The following is a 20,490-nucleotide window of genomic DNA, read 5'->3' on the forward strand; positions in this document are numbered from 1 at the left end:
TGGCTTGGTGAATCAAGTCCAGCAAAGTACACGTTTTTGCTGGACTTATTCTATCTAGGCGGGGTTACTGTCGAGCGAGGCGGAAGTTGTTGCTCGGCGTTTTGCCCTGGTTGGTACGGTATGGGTTGATATCCAGACCGCCTCGACGGGTGTAGCGAGCGTAAACTGTCAGCAGCTCCGGCTGGCAGTATTTCATCAGGTCGGTGAAGATACGCTCGACACACTGCTCGTGAAATTCGTTATGGTTACGGAAAGAGATCAGGTAACGAAGTAGCTTTTCGCGATTGATCTTTTTGCCCTTGTACGAAATTCTCACGCTGCCCCAGTCCGGCTGGCTGGTGATCAGGCAGTTGGACTTGAGCAGGTGGCTGTTCAGCTCTTCGCTGACAATGTCGCCCTCGGCAGCGCCTTCCAGGTAGTCAGGATTGAACTCGTAGTCGGCAATCTCGATATCCTGGTTATCGATACACTCACCGGTAAAGTTGACAATCGGCTGGTTGTCGAAGTCTTCCAGCGGCTGGATCGTGACATCGACGTCGGCACCGGCGCAGGCGGTAAGATCTTTTTGCAGGGTATCTGCGATGTCTTGCCAGCTGGCAAATCGGGTTTGGTTGAAGCTATTGAGGTAGAGCTTGAATGATTTGGACTCGATCAGGTTCGGGCTGGATGCCGGAAGGCGGACTTCACCGATAGCGACTTGCGGCAAGCCTTTGCTATTGAGCCAGGAAAGCTCATACAGTGTCCAGATGTCATAGCCGGTAAATGGCAGGTTGTCTCCCAGCGCTAAATCGTCGCGGTTTAGGCTTCGTGGTACCGGCTGAAGTAACGATGGGTCATACTGATCTTTATACTCGGTGCTCTGACCGAGTGTTAAGCCGGCTAATTCTTTAGCGTCTTTATATTTGCTCATACTGTCCTGGACACACTTGGATTAGAATATGCGAAGTGTACTTAATCTTTAATGAGGTTGCGAATGAATCATCCTGTTGCGGTCGCTTTATCTGACTTTTCGTCCCGTTTTTTACAGGCTTGGCGTGATGCCGGTCAAGGTTTTCCCCGGAGCGAGGATTTGGTTGGGCTGGAGTCGCCGTGTGTTGAAACCGATTCTGGTTATGAAGTGACCTGGAAACCTGTTGCGCGCGAGCCGATGGGGGACCTCTCCGGGGTAGAAAAAGGGATCGAGCTTCGCCTCCATGAAGATATCAGTGTTTTTTACGGCGCACAGTTCAGTGGCGATATGGCCGCCCGGTTCCGTGAGCTGGAATTTGACCTGCTGCAGGTATTTAGTGAAGACGACAGCCTGCGTCTGCAGGAGAATATTCTGGGCCATCTGGTTATGCAGCGCCGCCTGAAACTCAAACCGACGGTCTTTATCGGTGCGCTGGAGGCGGAGGAACAGGTGATCTCTATCTGCAACCTGACCGGACAGGTGATTTTGGAAACTCTGGGCAAGACGACTCGTGATGTATTGGCGGCAGATGTCGAAACCTTCCTGCAGCAGTTAGAACCGGTTGTAAGAGAGTGCTGATTTATGTTCGTTGTTGAGTTGCAATTTGAGTGTTTTGACAATACGACCGTCTCTGCGGTGGATATGGCGGTGAATGGCCTGCTGGATGCCCTGCGCTACAACGGTCAGGTATTGGGACGTGAATTCCCTATTGTGATGGATGAGGGGGTGTTTCGGGTACGTGTTGTCTGTCCTGAGCAAGATAGCCTGCATCCCCAGTTCCATAGTGACCATGTGACGGCCTGTATTAAACGCCTGAGCCAGGCCAGCTTGCTTGCGCCCAAAGTCAAAGTACTGGGACGGGATATTAACTCCGAAGCCGCCGCTGAGAATTTCGCACCATCCTGGCAGGTTATTTATACAACCTATGTTCATACCTGCTCGCCGCTTCGATGTGGTGAAACCCTGATGCCGATTCCGCTATATCGGATAGCCCCGACGCTCAACGGCGATCATAAAGCCGTAGTGAAGTGGCAGACCGAGTGGCAGGCCTGCGACGAAATTCAAATGGCCGGTGGTTGTCAGGCTGAACATGCTGCGCTGCATGAGATCCGTGATGTTGATAGTGATTTGTTCAGACGCGGGTGGGATTTGCGTGGCCGTATTGAATATATAACCAAGATCCCGACTTACTACTATCAATATCAAGTTGGCGGACTGAGCCTGAATGACGAGAAAACGCGCCCTTGTCCGAAATGTGGCGGGGAATGGCATCTTGAAGAGCCCCTGCACGGGATTTTTCATTTTAAATGCGATGAATGCCGAATCGTCTCCAACCTTTCCTGGGACTTTCAATAAGCGCGAAGGCGTATAACAAAGTCAGGGCATTGAATGTGCCCTGACTTTAGATTGATTCTTTTTGCAATGTTGAAAGAAGGAAGGCTAGTGCTGTTCCAGTTGCTCGATTCTTGTCGTCAGAGCCGCGACCTGCTCTTCCAACTGCTTGATACGTTCCTCCTGGCTTAAAGGGGGAGTGCTTTTTTCTATCTTGGGAACTTTGGCATTTTTCTTCCAGGCTTGCAGCGCCTTGATAATGAGCGGCATGGGTAACGGCTCGGCAAGGCGGGATTTGATCAGGGCCACTGACGGTTCTTTTCCTTCGGCGATCAGTGACTCGATAGCTTGTTCCAGGGCCTGGGTAATTTCTGACGACATAACGCTTCCTGACGTTGTTGAGACTGATGCCTATTTTCGTAGCAAAGCATCCAACTGATCAATCACTTCGCACCAATCCGCATCCTGATCCTGGGATTCTTTGATAAAACGTTTTTGAGATGGCTGCCAGAAGCTGGCTTCTGAGAGCTGCTCGTGTTGATCGAGATGGTGCTCGTTTAAAAATGATTCAATAAATTCCTTGGAACTGTTCATGCCCAGTTGGCTGAAGAGGCTAGATAGGTTGTGGTTAAAGGTTTCCATCGCTCACTCCGTCGAAAATTATGTTATTGATCGTTGACGCCCACTTACTTGAGATAAGTATAGAGAACATTTTCCTTATTATATCTGCTGTGCTTGTGCGAGATCTCTTACAAAGGCGTAGGAGATACGTGAGATATGGTGGTGGTAATATTGCAGTGCATTTTCATAAGCTAATGTTTTATTTGAGTTATTTATTTTGTGACTGTTTTAGGGCAAAGTTCGGGCATTGATCATTTCGCTGATACGGCGTTGTTCTGCGGTGAGGAAAGCGTAATATAGACCCTGTCGGAAGGAACTGACGGAACGGAACAGGAAAAAAGCCAAGGAGTTTGGCAGTCTCAGGAAGAGACCGGTGTATCAGGATGATATATCGAACAAGGACTGTGAAGGGAACACCGAAGGAATCGGTAACAGCAGGCAGGATGTTTGCTGGTCAGGATGACACAAGGACCACTTCAGGATGAAGTCAGGGACACCTCCAGGATGGATGAAGAGAGTCGGGACAGGATGTGCTGATGGGTCAGGAGACCGAAGGACAACTTCAGGACGAAGAATAAAAGGAATATGCTGACGGATTACAGCAATTCAAAGGAATGATGCAGGGAGCACCATAGTAGCGGGAATGCTGCAAGTAAGACCTAAGGGCGCGACGCAAGTCGCGCCCGCTCTTTTTTGTGTGCTCCACACCGTCCATTTACATATCTTCAGCCCTTAACCACTGAACCATTTCTCTATCGAATAACTTCAATCCCTTATTAAGCTATCTCGCAATATTCATCTTATTTTTATCGTGAATGATAGATTCATAGATAATTAATTTGTTTATGGCTTACTGGGTAAATTTTTCTACCAATGAAATCGTTTGCTGGATATGCCCTACTGTGCTTGTGAGAGATCTCTTACAACGATGTGGGAAATGGTGGTTTTCGCTGTCCCATATCGCTATTCTAAACAGAATAAATTAAATTAATTCAATCACTTGCGTTTGTTGCATATCTATCTTGTTTTTTTCAGGTTGAAAGTGTGAATTTCACCATATTGTTTGGCCGTATAAAGCGCGTAATATTGTCTGTGTCGAAGGGATACGACATAACGGATTGAAGAAGTTGCAGGATGTGACTTACCTCAGGATGAGGAGAGCCGGCGCGGATAGCCAGCTCACCAGGATGGTACAGGATACGACAAGGATTGCGACAGTAGACGGGATGTCTGCTGGTTAGGATGACATAAGGACCCCTTCAGGACGAAGGCAAGGACACCTCCGGGATAGAGGCTTAAAGGATTCACTTCAGGACGAAGTTAGGGACACCTCCAGGTAAGGAAGAGAGAGTCGGAACAGGATGCTTCGACGGGTCAGGGAACTACCGAAGGACACCTCTGGGATAGAGGGTAGGGATTACCGTTAAAGGACATAGCGTTTCCAGGATGGATGCAGGGAGCACCTCAGTAGCAGGATGGCTGCAAGTAAGACCTAAGGGCGTGACGAGAGTCACGCCCGTTCTTTTTTGGGCGCTATATACCCAGCACTATGGTTTCAATCAGCTTCGAGCAGAAGTATCCACGGCTTCTATTTCTGTTATTTCATACTTCATTTCTTGCCGCTTAATCGATTACCTCTATTCCCCCGTCACCGTGTGAGAGATCTCTTACAAAGCTGTGGGATAAAAAGGAGAAATCAGTAGGCTGATAACTCCGCTTTGCTCTTAAGTTGTTGATTTGTAACTATGGTCATGCGGGTGGGGCAAAATGAGATAGTGACGGCCAGAAATATTATTTTCAGCTGTGGTTCATTTCTTCGCGGGTTGGCGTAATCTTAATGGTGTCGGAAGGAACTGACGGAACGGAACAGGAAAAAGCCAAGGAGTTTGGCAGTCTCAGGAAGAGACCGGTGTATCAGGACGGTATATCGAACATGGACTGTGAAGGGAACGCCGAAGGAATCGGTTATAGCAAGCAGGACGTTTGCTGGTCAGGATGACACAAGGACCACTTCAGGACGAAGTCAGGGACACCTCCAGGATGGATGAAGAGAGTCAGGACAGGATGTGCTGATGGGTCAGGAGACCGAAGGACAACTTCAGGACGAAGAATACAAGGAATATGCTGACGGATTACAGCAATTCAACGGAATGATGCAGGGAGCACCGTAGTAGCGGGAATGCTGCAAGTAAGACCTAAGGGCGCGACGCAAGTCGCGCCCGTTCTTTTTTGGGGCATTTTATTCCGGCATATGATGCGGCGGAACATGAAAATGCATCGCACGAAAGCCTTTCATCACCACATAGCCTTGGTAGGCATCCTGCCCGCTGGCTGAGAACTCAAACCAGTACACCGTATGCCAGTTCCATTTCCCTTTCTTATCCTTGAGCTTATGTGACCCCCTGGCAATAGTGAGTAACTGCAGCCCCAGGTTTTCGCACCGCTGTTCGATAAAACGCTGGGCGAACTCTGTCTGACGACGTTGTTGCCAGTACAGATATCCAAATAAAGCCAGCGTCAAAATACCCAGTAAGTTATCCATTTCCTACTTAATCCTGTTAGTGCATAGTCTGATCACGCTTGCCCACGGGCATGCTGTTGTAGCTTGGCAATGGCTGCGACCAGAGCAGGGTTTGCCTGACCGTGCAGAACCTGGAGCATGATCCCCCGCAGTACCGGCAGCATTACCAAGTCGGCAAACAACTGATTAAACAAGGTTTGGTCCTCGGTTTCTGCCAGTCGCTGTAAAAATAGGCTGGCAATCTCGGTATCTGCGAGGCCATTCCAGCAGCGACCGGTGATGGCCACCAGGATCTCAGGGTGGCACAGCGCTGGTACGGCAAGCAGATGTTTTAGCTGCTGGCTAAGCAGGGCACTGTCGCTGCCGGAAAGCGCGCGGATCAGTGCGGAGATCAGAAACAGGTCTGGTTCGGGCTGAGTGGTTTCGTCATCGAGGCGCTCGATAATTCGCTGGCTGAGACTCTCAGGGAGATCACAATGCTCCAGACAGCCAATCAAGGCGTAAAGAGGTGTCATTGGCAGGTTTGCCAGCGCCTTGCGTAGCAGGGTACTGTTATTTTCCTGTCTCATGCGGGCGCAAACGTCTGCCAGCCCCTGCAGGCCAACACCTTGCCATTGCTCCCAGCCGAGATCGCCAGTCAGGTAATGCTGGGCATGTTCATAATACTGGCTGGCCGGCAATGCAAGCTGATGACGCAGATGCGCGTGGAAGATGGCCATTTTGTCGTCATTGGGCTTGAAGGTGTATGGATTGGCCGCCAGTTTTTCCTGCTCTTCTTCGGTCGGCGTGCTGTTTAGTGTCGCCCCCATTGCCTCGATGACATATTTGATAAAGTCCCCTACGGCAGCCTGTTTCAGTAAGCCTCTTTCATCAAGCGGCAGGCGCAGGAACCAAATCCACGGCGGGTTGCCTTGCTGCCAGAACGAAATGGACAGATGAGCATGCTGCTGCAGTGGCCATGGATAGGGTTGGCGGTTATCTTCGACGGCCTTAAATTGATTGATATCGATTTCGCTGACGCGACGGCCAAGATCATAGATTTTATACTGGCAACCAGCATTATCCAGTAGTTGGGTCAGGGTATGAAATTTATCCATGGACATCATGTTTACTCCTCAATGGTGCCCTGATTATATACCGAAGCGCCCTCAAGATGCTTGGGTATATGGACTTCGAAATTTAGATGGTATCCTTGCCCGCTTTATTGTTCCGTTTGGGATAGGCAGTTTCTTCGAGGGAGGATAGCGATGGACAGATACCATCAGACCCAACAATTGCTGGAGCGGCTTGAAAGCGTCATGCGGGAGGCGGGGATTTGGGAGAGCAAGTCTCCGGGAGCCGCGGCATTGGCTAGTACCGAACCTTTTGCCATTGATACGCTGAGCTGCAGCCAATGGCTGCAGTGGATTTTTATTCCCAGAATGAAACAACTGGTGGCGCAGAAAGCAGCACTACCGGCACAGTTTGAAATTTCCCCTTATGTGGAAGAGGCCATGAAGGATCAGCAGGGCAACATGGCTGTACTGGCTGTTACCCGTGAATTAGACCACCTGTTCAGAGCAAAATAACCGATGGAATTAGAAATACTTTATCAGGACCAGTACCTGGTTGCGGTCAACAAACCTGCCGGGATGCTGGTGCATCGTTCGTGGCTTGACCGCCATGAAACACGGTTTGTCATGCAGACATTGCGAGATCAGATTGGTCAGCATGTCTTCCCGCTCCATCGTCTGGACCGCCCGACATCGGGTGTACTGTTGTTTGCGCTGTCGAGCGAGATCGCCGCGCTGATGATGCCAAAATTTGCCGGACGAGATATTCACAAAACTTATCATGCGGTTGTACGCGGCTGGGTGAAGGAAGCTGCCGTGCTGGATTACCCGCTGAAGGAAGAGCTGGATAAGATTGCCGACAAGGGTGCAGATCAGGACAAGGAAGCCCAGCCAGCTGTTACCGCCTATGCGCCCTTGGCGAAGGTTGAAACAGATATTCCTGTCGGCCGCTATGCGACCAGTCGTTATACCCTGGTTGAAATGAAGCCGGAGACAGGGCGCAAGCATCAGTTGCGCCGCCATATGCATCACCTGAGCCATCATATCATCGGGGACGTCAATCATGGCGATGGCCGCCATAACCGGATGTTCCGTGAGAACTATGATTGTCGCCGGTTGATGCTGCACGCCTCGAGGTTGCAGCTTGAGCACCCTGTCACCGCTGAGTCGCTCGATATTCGGGCCGGTACCGATGAGGCCTGGAACCGGGTCATGACAGCATTTGAGTGGTCGGTGAGCTTGATGGAGCCGAGCTCCTAGCGACTGGCATTTGATGGGTTAACTCGCGGAATGAGCACGATTTATTTGCATCTGGCCAGTCAAGCAGCCACAGTAATTGAAGGTATGGATAAAGGCAGCGAGGCAGGAAGCGATGGCAAAGGTAGGTGTTTTTGTTGGATCGGTGTACGGAGGCGCAGAGGATGTTGCCCAGGAAGTTGTCGGGCAGTTAATCGCCAAGGGACATGCTGCCCAGCTGTTTCTTGATCCGCAGTTCGAGGACTTTCTGGAGTATCAGAATGATGTGGCTTTGGTGATCACCTCCACGACCGGGCAGGGTGAAATACCGGACAACCTGTTGCCGCTCTATCTAGCCCTCAATGAGCAGTTTCCGCTGCTGTCGGGGCTGGCATACGGCGTTATTTCGATGGGGGACTCGAGCTACGGCGAGGAGCGCTATTGCGGTGCCGGGCGACAGTTTGATGAGTTGCTGGCTCAGCTTCAGGCCAAGTCTGTCAATGAGCGCCTGGATATTGATGCCTGCGTTAACTTTGACGCCCTTGAGGTTGCGATACCCTGGCTGACGCAGTTCGTCCAGCGAATCACTGAATGATATTTATCTTTCTTTTGTGGCACTCCTGAAGGGCATCAGGAGTGCAGCTTCGGGTTACTTTAATTTTTCCAGATCCGCTTCGATTTCGGCAATCTTGTGGGTTACGACCTGCTCAAGGTGCCGCAAATCTTTCAGTATTTTCTTCTTAATATCTACATCCGTATGCTTTCGTTTGGTCAGCTGATCAAGCTCATCAATAACAAAAGTCAGGTTACGGTTGATTTCGGTTACTTCTTTATATTCCCGGTTACCGCTATTCACGACGACAGACTTGCGCTGGCGCGGGAACTTGAATTTGACACTTTTGGCAAAGAGTTCGCCTTTTTGCTTGGCAAAGTACACTTTGAGGATATCGTTGGTGGCTTCTTGGCGCAGGCTGTAACGCTCGATGGTTTCCGGGGCTTCGATACCGATACTGGTGAGGTTTGGATACATAGGGGCCTCATTATTATGGACTGCTTCGGTATCAATGTAGCAACTACCGACGGCAGCGTCTTGATGTAGCACTTAATGTGTGGGCGAGATCGAGATTCCTCCGAGCCACTTGGTCAGTGGCTCGGAGGCGGAAGGTGCTATCCGTTATTTTGCGGCATCAAGGCGGGCGATCAGGGCATCTTTAAGCTGCTGCTGTTGCTCTTCGCTTAGCTGGACGCCGTCTTCGTTGACCAGAATAAAGAAGTCCTCGGCCCTCTCGCCGATGGTGGTGATTTTCGCGGCCTGCAGGCTGACTTTCTGCCGGGCAAAGACCGAGCCGACACGGGCAAGCAGTCCCGGCATGTCCAGGGCAACCAGTTCCATCATGGTCTTCTTGCCGGTCTTGGTTGGCAGGAAGTCGACTTTGGTTTTGACATTGAAATGAAGCAACTTGCGCGGAGCCCGTTTTTTCTTGCGCTCCGATTTCATATGGGTCAAGGCGCTCACCAGTGCCCGGCGAACGGTATTATGGCGGTTCTCGCTCAGCGCTTTGCCGGTTGGATCCAGCACCATAAAGGTATCCAGCGCATAGCCATCTTTGCTGTTCATGATCTGGGCGTCGTGGACGCTGAGGTTCTTCTTGTCCAGCTCCGAGACCACAATCGCAAACAGCTTGGCCTTGTCCTTGCTGTAAACAAACACCTCGGTCCCGCCGCGGGTGGCTTTCTTGCTCAGCAAGATCAGCGGCTTGTCATGATCTTCATGTTTGAGGATTGCCTCGGCGTGCCAGGCTATTTGCTTGTGGGTGTGGCGCAGGAAGTAGTCGGCCTTGAAGCGCTGCCATAAGACCTCTATCTCACGCGGGGTAAAACCGTGGCTGCGCAGAATGGCCGAGGCCATCTGCTGGTTATGGCGGATCCGCTCGCGGACATCCGGCGGATTTTCCAGCCCGCGGCGCAGGGCTTTCTGGGTTGAATAATAGAGTTCGGCCAGCAGAGTGCGCTTCCAGCTATTCCATAGCTCCTGGTTGGTGGCGCAGATATCGGCGACAGTGAGGCAGATCAGGTAATCAAGCCGCTCTTCATCCCGTACCTGCATAGCGAAATCGGTAACCACCTCCGGATCATAAATGTCCCGGCGCTGGGCCGTGACGGACATCAGCAGGTGTTTGTTGACCAGCCATTTGACCAAATTGGCCTCGGGGCGGGAAAGGCCGTGCTGGATACAGAACTCATAGGCATCTACACCACCCAGCTCAGAGTGGTCGCCGCCGCGTCCCTTGGCGATATCATGGAAGATCGCCGCCAGGATCAGAATTTCTTTTTTGGCTATCCTCGGGTAGACCTCACAGCAAATCGGATGACGCTGGCGGTTGTCCGGATCGCTGAACTTGTTGAGGTTCTTGAGCAGCCGGACACTGTGCTCGTCGACGGTATAGACATGGAACAGATCGAACTGCATCTGCCCGACGATCTGGCTCCACTGCGGCAGGTAGGCCGATAATACCCCGTGTCGGTGCATCAGGCGGAATGCTCGCTGCAGGGCATTGGGCTCGCGGACCAGCTCCATGAACTTTTCCCGGGCTTCGGGGATATCAACCAGAAAGCGGTTTAGACGGCGACGGGCTGTCCGGAGCTGGCGCAGAGTGGGCGCGGCAATGCCCTCAATTTCAGAATTTCTTGCGACATGCAGGCACATATCAAGGATAGTTTCGGGGCGAGCCTGAAACAGAGCCGGTTTGGTTGCTTCGATAAGGTGTCCGCGCAGCTGAAAGTCATCGTCCAGCGGGACGGCCTCGGTGACTTGCCCCTTGTTGAGAATGGCCTGATCAAAGAGCTGCAATAACATTTTATTGAGCTCGGAGACTCTGCGCAGGGTGCGATAGAACTCCTTCATCATCATTTCGACCGGGCGGTTGCCCTCGCCGGTATAGCCGAGTTTTTCGGCTACCGAGGCCTGGTGTTCGAAAGTCAGGCGGTTGTCGTAGCGACGGAGCTCGCTGTGCAGGGCGAAGCGAATACGCCACAGCGAGTCCTGGCACTCGACCAGCTCACGGTACTCGGCATCGGTCAGGAAGCCAAAACGACTCATTTCCAGCAGGCTGGTGGCACCAAAATGGCGCCGGGCAACCCAGCTCAGGGTATGGATGTCGCGCAGGCCGCCGGGGCTGGACTTGATGTCCGGCTCGAGGTTATAGGTCGTATCGTGGTAGCGGGCATGGCGAACCTTCTGTTCCTCTAGCTTAGCCCGATAAAACTCCTCGCTGGGCCAGAACTTCCCCGAGTTGACTTGTTCTTCCAGGCACTGGAACGTATCGGGATTGCCGCATAGCAGGCGCGACTCCTGCAGATTGGTCGCCACGGTCAGATCTTCAAGGCCAATCTCAAGGCAGTCGTTAAGGGTACGGACACTGTGGCCCACCTCGAGCTTCAGATCCCACAGAAAGGTGAGAAACTCACTGACTGTCTTGCCGGTCGGCTCATCCAGCGGCTGGTCGCTGAGCAGCAATATATCCACGTCGGAAAGCGGGTGAAGCTCGCCGCGGCCATATCCGCCCACGGCAATCAGTGCCAGCTCGTTGTGCTTGTCGAGACCGAAGTGTTGCCATAACCGCTGTAGCAGGGTATCGATAAAACCCGCACGGGCTTCGACCAGTTCGGTGACCGGGGTGCGGTTGGCAAATTGCTGCTTTTGCTGTTCGGTAAACTGTTCCAGTTCACTGCGCAGGGCTTCTTGTGAGAGAGGCTCGGGAGAGAGCTGCTCCTTGGCTGAAAAAGTATCTGTCATCGCATTCCGTGCCATGTTGTGAATCGGTATGGGTATTACTATAACTGTACAGGAATAAATAGGAAGGTATAAAAAAGCCGACCAGATGGTCGGCTCAGAGGATTAGTTGCGCATGTGGCGAGGAATGCTTTCCTCCTTACGCAGGGTCAGGACCTCACAGCCTGTCTCGGTCACGACGATAGTGTGTTCGTATTGGGCCGATTTCTTGCCGTCTCCTGTATAAACCGTCCAGTCATCGGCACCATCGACCGTGCAGCCAAACTTACCGGCATTGATCATCGGTTCGATAGTAAAGCACATGCCTGCTTTCAGTACCGTGCGGTCGCCATTGCGGTAGTGGACCACTTGAGGCTCTTCGTGGAAATCACTGCCGATACCGTGGCCGCAGAAGTCTTTAACAATAGAGTACTTGTTTAAAGGGTTCTTCTTGTTGTTGTCCTTGATGAACTTCTCAATCGCAGTACCGATATCACCGACGCGAGCACCTGGCTTCACTTTGCGCATACCGACGTAAAGAGCGTCCTGAGTAACGCGACACAGGCGTTTATCAGCAGGCGTGACATCACCGACCAGGAACATCTTTGACGTGTCCCCGTGGTAGCCTTTCGGGCGCACGCTCAGATCAGCATTTTCGTCGTTCGGCACTATAACCGTGATATCGACGTTGATGATGTCACCGTTTTTAAGTACGGCTGGTTTCACCTGACCGTTACTACCGATCTCGTCCTGGCTGGCCGGGATGCCGTGGCAAACGATATGGTTGATCGACGTACAGATAGATTTTGGAAAACCGTGGTAATCAAGCGGGGCCGAGTAGGCACCTTTTTCCAACGCATAATCATGACAGATCTGGTTTAGCTCTTCTGTCGTCACACCTTCTTTGATGTGAGGTTCGATCATTTCCAGCACATCCGCAGCCAAACGGCCTGCGACACGCATTTTTTTAATTTCATCAGCCGTTTTGATCTTGATGCTCATCCAATCTTCTCTACATTGACTGTTTTCTATTGGATATATGGTAACAGTGAGGACGCTGGATGAAAACCAAGTTTGATGCTCTCAACTATAATTAGGCTAGATTTTGGTGGATGAAATATGGTATAAAGCGCGCCGTAATTAGCTAACTTGTGTTTCGACCCTGCTGGTTAAATTACCACTAAACATTTATTAATCACTCACACATATCGGCACATTCTCCGGGGTGCTCATCAGTCTTTCGCGAGGCTGCAGGTTTGCAGTAATGCAAATCATGGGTCGGTAGAATGGGATATGTGGACGCCTAACCCCATAGAGGAATATTCAATGGCAACTGTATCAATGCGCGACATGCTTAAGGCTGGTGTTCACTTCGGTCACCAAACTCGTTACTGGAACCCAAAAATGAAGCCATTCATCTTTGGTGCTCGTAACAAGGTACATATCATCAACCTTGAGAAAACTGTACCAATGTTCAACGACGCTCTTGCTGAAATCAACAAGATTTCTGCTCGCAAGGGTAAGGTTCTTTTTGTTGGTACTAAGCGTGCAGCCAGCGAATCAATCAAAGAAGCTGCGATTAACTGTGACCAGTTCTACGTGAACAACCGCTGGTTGGGCGGTATGCTGACTAACTGGAAAACTGTTCGCCAGTCAATCAAGCGTCTAAAAGACCTAGAAGTTCAGTCTACTGACGGTACTTTCGACAAGCTAACCAAGAAAGAAGCGCTAATGCGTACTCGTGAAATGGAGAAGCTTGAGAAGTCACTTGGCGGTATCAAGAACATGGGTGGCCTACCAGACGCTATGTTCGTAATCGATGCTGATCACGAGCACATCGCTATTAAAGAAGCGAACAACCTGGGTATCCCAGTATTTGCAGTAGTAGATACTAACTCTAACCCAGACGGCGTTGACTTCGTTATCCCAGGTAACGATGACGCAATCCGTTCTATCCAGCTTTACACTGGTGCTGTAGCTCAAACTGTAACTGAAGGTCGTAACCAAGACATCGTTGCACAAGCTGAGCAAGACGGTTTCGTAGAAGCTGAGTAATAGCCAGCTCCTTTGAGCATCTTAAGTTACCTTGTGTAAACTAAGTATGGTTACCAGGGGCCGAATAGGGCCCCTGATTTTTATACCAAGTATTCAAAACTGAGGATATAACAATGGCAACAGTTACAGCTGCCCTAGTTAAAGAACTGCGTGAACGTACTGGCGCAGGCATGATGGAATGTAAAAAAGCGCTTGTTGAAGCGAACGCTGACATCGAACTAGCGATCGAAAACATGCGTAAGAGTGGTGCTGCTAAGGCTGCTAAAAAAGCTGGCCGTGTTGCTGCTGAAGGCGCAATCCTAGTTAAGGAAGCAGAAGGTCTTGCTGCAATCCTAGAAGTTAACTGTGAAACAGACTTCGTTGCTAAAGATACAAGCTTCCTGGCTTTCGCTAACGAAGCTCTAGACGCTGCAGTAGCTGAGAAGCTAGACACTGCTGCTCTACAGGCTAAGTTCGAAGAAACGCGTGCAGCACTTGTTGCTAAGATCGGTGAGAACATTTCTATCCGTCGCGTAGAATTCATCGAAGGTGCTAAAGTTGGTTCTTACCGCCACGGCGACCGTATCGGTGTTGTTGTTGCTGCAGACGCTGAAGCTGAAGTAATCAAGCACGTTGCAATGCACGTTGCTGCTTCTAAGCCAGAGTACGTAACTCCTGAAGATGTACCAGCTGACGTTGTTGAGAAAGAAAAGCAAATCCAGATCGAAATTGCTATGCAGTCTGGCAAGCCAGCTGAAATCGCAGAGAAGATGGTTGTTGGTCGAATGAAGAAGTTCACTGGCGAAGTTTCTCTAACTGGTCAGGCGTTCATCATGGACCCATCTCAGACTGTTGGTCAGATGCTGAAAGAAAAAGGCGCTTCTGTTTCTAACTTCATCCGTTTCGAAGTTGGTGAAGGTATCGAGAAAGCTCAAGAAATGAGCTTTGCTGAAGAAGTTGCAGCTGTTCAGAAGGGTTAATCCTTCTTGAAACGAACTCCAAAGACCGTAGCCAAGGCTGCGGTCTTTTTACAACTCCATATCTCTATTTGTAAGCCTGGAAGGTAAACCTAATGACCACAAATCCTAAACCGACTTATCAACGAATTTTGCTGAAACTCAGCGGTGAAGCACTGCAGGGCGACGAAGGTTTTGGTATTGACGCGCAAGTTCTTGACCGTATGGCTCAGGAAATCAAAGAACTTATTGAACTGGGTGTGCAAGTTGGCCTGGTTATCGGTGGTGGTAATCTCTTCCGTGGTGCAGGCCTTGCAGAAGCCGGTATGAACCGAGTTGTGGGCGATCACATGGGTATGTTGGCGACCGTGATGAATGGCTTGGCGATGCGTGATGCGTTGCACCGTGCCTATGTGAACGCTCGAGTGATGTCTGCTATTCCGCTAAATGGTGTATGTGACAACTACAACTGGGCTGATGCGATCAGCCAATTGCGTCAGGGCCGCGTGGTGATTTTCTCTGCCGGTACGGGTAACCCGTTCTTTACTACTGACTCGGCTGCTTGTCTGCGCGGTATCGAAATCGAAGCTGACGTGGTACTGAAAGCAACAAAAGTTGACGGTGTATTCACAGATGACCCAGTTAAAAACCCAGAAGCTGTTCTTTATGATAAGCTTGGATACAATGACGTTCTTGATAAAGAACTGAAAGTGATGGACTTAGCTGCATTTACACTTGCTCGTGACCACGGCATGCCAATTCGTGTCTTTAACATGAACAAGCCAGGTTCTCTGCGCCGTGTGGTAATGGGCGAGCAAGAAGGCACTTTGATTTCGAACGACTAAGCTTCTAGCGAGTAAGTTCTGTCGACACATTCTGAACGGGAGCGTGGCTGCTCCCGCTTTGACCGAATCATTAAGGGTATTAATCGTGATTGATGAAATTAAACAAGATGCGCAAGAGCGCATGGGCAAAAGCGTTGAAGCGCTGAAAAACCAACTGGCAAAAGTACGTACTGGCCGTGCTCACCCAAGCCTGCTGGATACTATCTTCGTAGAATACTACGGTGCCAACACGCCGCTTAAGCAGCTGGCAAACGTTGTTGCTGAAGATTCCCGCACACTGGCAATCACTGTTTTCGATAAAGAGCTGACGCAGAAAGTCGAAAAAGCAATCATGATGTCTGACCTGGGCCTGAACCCTATGTCTGCGGGTACCGTTATCCGTGTTCCTCTTCCTCCGCTAACGGAAGAGCGTCGTCGTGATCTGGTTAAGATCGTTCGTGCCGAAGCCGAGCAGGGTCGTGTTGCCGTTCGTAACATCCGTCGTGATGCCAATGCTGATGTGAAGGCACTGCTGAAAGAGAAAGAAATTTCTGAAGATGATGACCGTCGCGCACAGGATGAGATTCAGAAAATCACTGACGCTGCGGTTAAGAACATTGATGCCGTGCTGGAAGCGAAAGAAAAAGAGCTAATGGAAGTATAAGGTCTGACGCGCCTTTATTAGCTTGATGAGACTTGAGGCGCTGTGCGTGCAGCACGGCGCTTTTCTTTTTTGAGGGAGATGTATGGCAGAGCATACAATCGAAAATGCACTTTCTGCTGATAATTTGCCAAAGCATATTGCCGTTATTATGGATGGCAATGGGCGCTGGGCAAAAGCGAAAGGCAAAGCTCGAGTGTTTGGCCATAAGGCCGGCGTAGAAGCCGTACGAAAAACCGTCTCGACGGCAAGTCGCCTCGGTATCAAGGTGGTAACGCTTTTTGCTTTCAGTAGCGAAAATTGGCGCCGTCCGGAAGACGAGGTGTCGTTGCTGATGGAGCTCTTCATGACAGTGCTTGGTCGTGAAGTGAAGCGTCTGCACAAGAACAATATCCGGTTACGGATCATCGGTGATAAGACCCGTTTCAGCCAGCGATTGCAGAAAAAAATCGCCGAGGCTGAGTTGTTGACTGCTGATAATACCGGGATGGTGCTGAATATCGCGGCCAACTACGGTGGTCAGTGGGATATCCTGCAGGCGGCGAAGCGCTTGGTGAACCAAGCTGCCGAGAACGGGTTGACGGCGGAAGATATTACCGAGGACATGCTGGTACAAGGTTTGTCGACGTCAGGTTTGCCAGAGGTCGATCTGTTGATCCGTACGAGTGGTGAATGTCGCATCAGTAACTTTATGTTATGGCAGATGGCGTATGCCGAGCTGTACTTTACTGAGCAGCATTGGCCCGATTTTGACGAGCAAAGCCTGGCAGATGCCGTTGCGTGGTATGTGAACCGCGAACGCCGTTTTGGATGTACCGGCGAGCAGGTGCAGGCTTTATTACAAAAATAGTAGCAATAGACAGACAGCAGCACAGAAATGCTGAGTCGTTACTAACATATAATGAATAACGAGAGGACGCAGCTTGCTTAAGCAACGTATCATTACCGCACTTATCCTCGCGCCGTTAGTAATAGCAGGGATTTTTCTTTTACCTTTCCCTGCTTTTGTTTTCGCTATAGCCGCGATTACCATGGTCGGTTTTTGGGAATGGACACAATTTGTTGATGCGAAATCGCGCTGGGGCGCGATGTTAGTACCCGCTATCGCCTTAGGCGCATCAATCTTCTTTATGCCGACTGATGTAGAAAGCCTGTCTGCCCTGGCTCTATCGCATCAGTCTATGCTGTTGCTCGGTGGCGTTTGGTGGCTGGGTGCCTCCATGTTAGCCATCACTTACCCTTCTAGTTCATCGCTCTGGTCTAAAGCTACCGCTTTGAAGTACCTTTTTGGCTTGTTGACCCTGCTCCCTTTCTTCTGGAGTATCTTGATGCTCCGTGCCGTAAACTACGCTGAGTCGCCTTACCACGGCGCCAAGCTGGTGATGCTAGTGTGCTTCCTGGTTTGGGCGGCGGATACCGGGGCTTACTTTTCGGGTAAACGTTTCGGTAAACGCAAGATGGCACCCGCTGTGAGTCCTAACAAGACAATCGAGGGTCTGGTTGGCGGTGCAGTACTGGCAGTGCTTGTAACCTGGGGAGGTGCAGCCCTGATGGATATTCCTTTTGTCAGCCTGGGCAGTCTGCTGGTGATTGCGGTGCTGACTGTGATTGCCTCTGTATTGGGCGATCTGGTCGAGAGTATGTTCAAGCGAGCCTCGGGCATTAAAGACAGCGGCAGTATCCTTCCCGGCCATGGCGGCGTGCTTGACCGAATTGATAGTCTGACAGCAGCCCTTCCTATTTTTGCTTTGCTTTACCTCTGGCTAGTATGATGTAGCTGGTAGCTGCTGTGTGGTGTCAGCCATAATGAAAGAGTGCTTGCTAACCTGTGAGCCGCGGGTTGTGGCCAACCGCACAGCAGACTTGTCCAACAGGGCAAACACAAGCTTAGCTGCCCCCTGTTTTACTGAGCAGCCTTCTATGGGCTGCTTTTCACGGCTAAATAAAGTGATTTTATGCGTAAGTTAACGATTCTTGGTGCGACTGGTTCTATCGGAAGTAGTACGTTGGCGGTAGCGGCACAAAACCCGCATTTGTTCGAGGTTGTTGCACTGGCCGCTGGCTCGAATAGCCAAAAAATGTTTGAGCTATGCCAGCGGTGGAAGCCGAAGTATGCCGCAATGGCCTCGGAATCAGCTGCGTCTGAACTTGCCGTGTTACTGAAACAGCATAATATTCCAACGGCAGTGCTCGACGGTGTTGAAGGGATGTGCCAGGTGGCTGCCCTTGATGAAGTTGATACGGTCATGGCAGCGATTGTTGGTGCAGCCGGGCTGCTGCCGACGATGGCCGGTGTAAAGGCGGGCAAGCGTATTTTGCTGGCCAACAAGGAAGCCCTGGTAATGTCAGGGCAGATGTTTATTGACGCCTGTCAACAATACGGGGCAGAGCTGTTGCCGGTCGACAGCGAGCATAACGCCATTTTTCAGAGCCTGCCCGCCGAGATCCAGCGTGAAATGGGGCATTGCGATCTGGCAAAACATGGCGTCAGCAAAATTTTGCTAACCGGCTCCGGCGGCCCTTTCCGCTATACTGATGTCTCTGAGCTTGCGGCGGTAACGCCAGCCATGGCAATTGCTCACCCTAACTGGTCGATGGGCCCTAAAATCTCTGTTGACTCGGCCACCATGATGAACAAAGGGCTGGAGTACATTGAGGCACGTTGGCTATTTAATGCCTCCCGTGAGCAGATGGACGTAATCATCCATCCGCAGTCTGTCATTCACTCTATGGTTCAGTACCAGGACGGGTCTGTGCTGGCGCAAATGGGGCTGCCTGATATGAGAACGCCTATCGCCTGTGCAATGTCCTATCCTGAAAGAGTAGAGGCAGGGGTGGCGCCGCTGGACTTTAGTAAAGTCGGCGAATTTACTTTCCTGCAACCTGACTTTAAGCGATATCCGTGCCTGAAGCTGGCGATGGATGCGTGTTATGCCGGGCAGGCAGCAACAACCGCGTTGAATGCCGCCAACGAAGAGGCTGTCGCGGCGTTTTTGAATAATCAGCTAAGGTTTACCGATATTGCCAGTGTGAACAGCCAGGTTCTCGATCTGGCGCAAATGCGCGAGCCGACTGACTTGGAAAGCGTTATTGAGCTGGATAGAATGGCCCGGACTTTAGCACGAGAAGTGATTGGTAAGGTATCTGTATGATGGGTATTTTGTGGAACCTGGGTGCCTTTTTGCTGGCACTGGGGATATTAATTGCGGTCCATGAGTTTGGTCACTTCTGGGTAGCCCGTCGCTGTGGCGTGTTCGTCGAGCGATTTTCGATAGGCTTTGGTAAGTCTTTATGGCGTAAGATCGGCAAGGACGGCACCGAATATACACTGGCAATGATCCCGCTCGGCGGCTACGTCAAAATGCTGGATGAGCGTGTTGACGATGTACCCGAAGAGAGAAAGCACCAGGCTTTCAACAACAAGGCGCTATGGCAGCGTAGTGCGATTGTTGCGGCCGGCCCGCTGGCGAATTTTCTGTTTGCTATCTTTGCCTATTGGGTGGTTTATCTCATCGGTGTACCGGCAGTACGCCCGGTAATAGGTGAAGTGGCTCCGCAATCTATTGCTGCAGAAGCAGGAATTAGCAATGGAATGGAACTAAAATCCATTTCAGGAATCAAAACCGCTGATTGGGAATCCGTTAACATGGCGATGATTTCCCATATCGGTGACAAAGAAATGGTTATTTCTGTCATCGAGCCCGGTACTGAGTATGAAGTGCAGCGTACCCTTGATCTGGCTGACTGGTCGTTTGACCCGGAGCAAGAGCGGGTACTGACATCTTTGGGGATTGCACCTTATTCGCCGGCTATTACACTTGTTATTTCGCAACTTGTTGATGATGGCGCAGCAATTACGGCTGGGTTAAGGCTAAATGACGAAATTGTCGCTATCAATGCTAAGCCGATAACGGAGTGGCAGCAGGTTGTTGATGCGATACGTTCAAATCCGTTACAGGCGCTTGATATCGAAGTGTTGCGAGATGGGGACCCCGTCAAGTTAACGCTTACGCCAAATGCCAAAGAGCAGCGTGATGGCGAAGTGATAGGCTATGCAGGCTTTGCACCCAAGGTTGAACCTTGGCCGGAATCATATCGGATTAATTTACAGTTCGGTCCTGTCGAAGCGGTCGGCAAGGCTGCAGAAAAAACCTGGCAACTGGTTACGCTAACCTTTGATATGGTAACCAAGTTGGTAACAGGTGATGTTGCGATAAAAAACCTGAGTGGCCCAATTTCGATTGCCAAGGGGGCCGGGATGACCGCCGATTATGGCGTGGTGTATTTCCTGGGGTTCCTGGCGTTGATCAGTGTGAACTTGGGTATTGTTAATTTGTTGCCGCTGCCAGTACTAGATGGTGGACACTTGATGTTCTTCGCCATTGAAGCGGTAACTCGTCGTCCTGTTTCTGAACGTGTTCAGGATATAGGCTACAGAGTGGGATCAGCCATTTTGGTTGCGTTAATGGCCGTAGCGCTATTCAATGATTTTACCCGCCTTTAATAAGTGCGTTTTTAGCAAGGAATAATCA

At 50.7% G+C, this 20,490-nt stretch carries 21 protein-coding genes; 13 read left to right on the forward strand and 8 right to left on the reverse strand.

Annotated elements, in window-relative coordinates; translation table 11 throughout:
* Window positions 1-64: 64 nt before the first annotated feature.
* Window positions 65-910: an NADPH-dependent 7-cyano-7-deazaguanine reductase QueF gene (queF, locus tag BIT28_RS05815; protein ID WP_075762701.1), complete on the reverse strand. Its 846-nt coding sequence runs from the start codon at window positions 908-910 to the stop codon at window positions 65-67.
* 63 nt (window positions 911-973) lie between these two features.
* Here queF and syd point away from each other — a divergent pair, with 63 nt between their 5' ends.
* Together syd and BIT28_RS05825 are read left to right on the forward strand one after the other, a co-directional pair.
* Window positions 974-1,528, forward strand: a complete 555-nt coding sequence (gene syd / locus BIT28_RS05820; protein WP_075762702.1) for a SecY-interacting protein — start codon at window positions 974-976, stop codon at window positions 1,526-1,528.
* A 3-nt stretch (window positions 1,529-1,531) separates the two neighbouring features.
* Entirely contained in the window at window positions 1,532-2,305 is a 774-nt protein-coding gene (locus BIT28_RS05825) for a Zn-ribbon-containing protein (RefSeq protein WP_075762703.1), read from the forward strand.
* Window positions 2,306-2,389: 84 nt separating this feature from the next.
* Here the strand turns inward: BIT28_RS05825 and BIT28_RS05830 are convergent, their stop codons facing one another.
* The 4 genes from BIT28_RS05830 to BIT28_RS05850 form a co-directional block, all read right to left on the reverse strand.
* Window positions 2,390-2,662, reverse strand: a complete 273-nt coding sequence (locus BIT28_RS05830; protein WP_075762704.1) for a hypothetical protein — start codon at window positions 2,660-2,662, stop codon at window positions 2,390-2,392.
* Between the two features lie 30 nt (window positions 2,663-2,692).
* Window positions 2,693-2,923, reverse strand: coding sequence for a DUF2789 domain-containing protein (locus tag BIT28_RS05835; RefSeq protein ID WP_075762705.1), 231 nt, complete (start codon window positions 2,921-2,923; stop codon window positions 2,693-2,695).
* A gap of 2,218 nt (window positions 2,924-5,141) precedes the next feature.
* Window positions 5,142-5,444: a DUF3301 domain-containing protein gene (locus tag BIT28_RS05845; protein ID WP_075762706.1), complete on the reverse strand. Its 303-nt coding sequence runs from the start codon at window positions 5,442-5,444 to the stop codon at window positions 5,142-5,144.
* A gap of 32 nt (window positions 5,445-5,476) precedes the next feature.
* Complete coding sequence (locus BIT28_RS05850; RefSeq protein WP_075762752.1) at window positions 5,477-6,520, reverse strand: DUF3549 family protein; 1,044 nt, start codon at window positions 6,518-6,520, stop codon at window positions 5,477-5,479.
* 150 nt (window positions 6,521-6,670) lie between these two features.
* Here BIT28_RS05850 and BIT28_RS05855 point away from each other — a divergent pair, with 150 nt between their 5' ends.
* From BIT28_RS05855 to BIT28_RS05865, 3 genes are all read left to right on the forward strand, one after another.
* Window positions 6,671-6,991: a YqcC family protein gene (locus BIT28_RS05855; RefSeq protein ID WP_075762707.1), complete on the forward strand. Its 321-nt coding sequence runs from the start codon at window positions 6,671-6,673 to the stop codon at window positions 6,989-6,991.
* 3 nt (window positions 6,992-6,994) lie between these two features.
* Window positions 6,995-7,735, forward strand: a complete 741-nt coding sequence (gene truC, locus BIT28_RS05860; protein WP_075762708.1) for a tRNA pseudouridine(65) synthase TruC — start codon at window positions 6,995-6,997, stop codon at window positions 7,733-7,735.
* Window positions 7,736-7,811: 76 nt separating this feature from the next.
* Window positions 7,812-8,306 (forward strand): flavodoxin, encoded by a 495-nt coding sequence (locus tag BIT28_RS05865; RefSeq protein ID WP_245823655.1) that lies wholly within the window; start codon window positions 7,812-7,814, stop codon window positions 8,304-8,306.
* A gap of 54 nt (window positions 8,307-8,360) precedes the next feature.
* On the opposite strand, the gene BIT28_RS05870 is transcribed toward BIT28_RS05865, so the two are convergent.
* From BIT28_RS05870 to map, 3 genes are all read right to left on the reverse strand, one after another.
* Window positions 8,361-8,741, reverse strand: a complete 381-nt coding sequence (locus BIT28_RS05870) for a DUF3461 family protein (RefSeq protein WP_075762753.1) — start codon at window positions 8,739-8,741, stop codon at window positions 8,361-8,363.
* 144 nt (window positions 8,742-8,885) lie between these two features.
* The gene (glnD, locus tag BIT28_RS05875) at window positions 8,886-11,507 is read right to left on the reverse strand and encodes a bifunctional uridylyltransferase/uridylyl-removing protein GlnD (protein WP_075762710.1); all 2,622 of its coding nucleotides are present in this window, start codon (window positions 11,505-11,507) and stop codon (window positions 8,886-8,888) included.
* A gap of 102 nt (window positions 11,508-11,609) precedes the next feature.
* Window positions 11,610-12,485, reverse strand: coding sequence for a type I methionyl aminopeptidase (gene map, locus BIT28_RS05880; protein WP_075762711.1), 876 nt, complete (start codon window positions 12,483-12,485; stop codon window positions 11,610-11,612).
* Between the two features lie 324 nt (window positions 12,486-12,809).
* Here map and rpsB point away from each other — a divergent pair, with 324 nt between their 5' ends.
* The 8 genes from rpsB to rseP all read left to right on the forward strand — a co-directional run bounded on the left by rpsB (window position 12,810) and on the right by rseP (window position 20,462).
* Window positions 12,810-13,538 carry a 30S ribosomal protein S2 gene (gene rpsB, locus BIT28_RS05885; protein ID WP_139310444.1) on the forward strand — a complete coding sequence of 243 codons (729 nt, stop codon included), beginning with the start codon at window positions 12,810-12,812 and terminating at the stop codon, window positions 13,536-13,538.
* Between the two features lie 113 nt (window positions 13,539-13,651).
* On the forward strand, window positions 13,652-14,497 hold the full coding sequence (tsf, locus tag BIT28_RS05890) for a translation elongation factor Ts (protein ID WP_075762713.1): 846 nt from the start codon (window positions 13,652-13,654) through the stop codon (window positions 14,495-14,497).
* 92 nt (window positions 14,498-14,589) lie between these two features.
* Window positions 14,590-15,318, forward strand: coding sequence for a UMP kinase (gene pyrH / locus BIT28_RS05895; protein ID WP_075762714.1), 729 nt, complete (start codon window positions 14,590-14,592; stop codon window positions 15,316-15,318).
* 85 nt (window positions 15,319-15,403) lie between these two features.
* Window positions 15,404-15,961, forward strand: coding sequence for a ribosome recycling factor (gene frr, locus BIT28_RS05900; RefSeq protein ID WP_075762715.1), 558 nt, complete (start codon window positions 15,404-15,406; stop codon window positions 15,959-15,961).
* Window positions 15,962-16,043: 82 nt separating this feature from the next.
* On the forward strand, window positions 16,044-16,808 hold the full coding sequence (locus BIT28_RS05905; protein WP_075762716.1) for an undecaprenyl pyrophosphate synthase: 765 nt from the start codon (window positions 16,044-16,046) through the stop codon (window positions 16,806-16,808).
* 73 nt (window positions 16,809-16,881) lie between these two features.
* The gene (locus BIT28_RS05910; protein WP_075762717.1) at window positions 16,882-17,730 is read left to right on the forward strand and encodes a phosphatidate cytidylyltransferase; all 849 of its coding nucleotides are present in this window, start codon (window positions 16,882-16,884) and stop codon (window positions 17,728-17,730) included.
* A 183-nt stretch (window positions 17,731-17,913) separates the two neighbouring features.
* A complete protein-coding gene (gene ispC / locus BIT28_RS05915; RefSeq protein ID WP_075762718.1) occupies window positions 17,914-19,110 on the forward strand; it encodes a 1-deoxy-D-xylulose-5-phosphate reductoisomerase in 1,197 nt (398 codons plus the stop codon).
* Complete coding sequence (gene rseP, locus BIT28_RS05920) at window positions 19,107-20,462, forward strand: sigma E protease regulator RseP (protein WP_075762719.1); 1,356 nt, start codon at window positions 19,107-19,109, stop codon at window positions 20,460-20,462. The genes ispC and rseP overlap by 4 nt, the downstream gene beginning before the upstream one ends.
* Window positions 20,463-20,490 lie beyond the last annotated feature (28 nt).

The organism is Photobacterium proteolyticum (assembly GCF_001939735.1).
Classification (GTDB): Bacteria; Pseudomonadota; Gammaproteobacteria; order Enterobacterales; family Vibrionaceae; genus Photobacterium; species Photobacterium proteolyticum.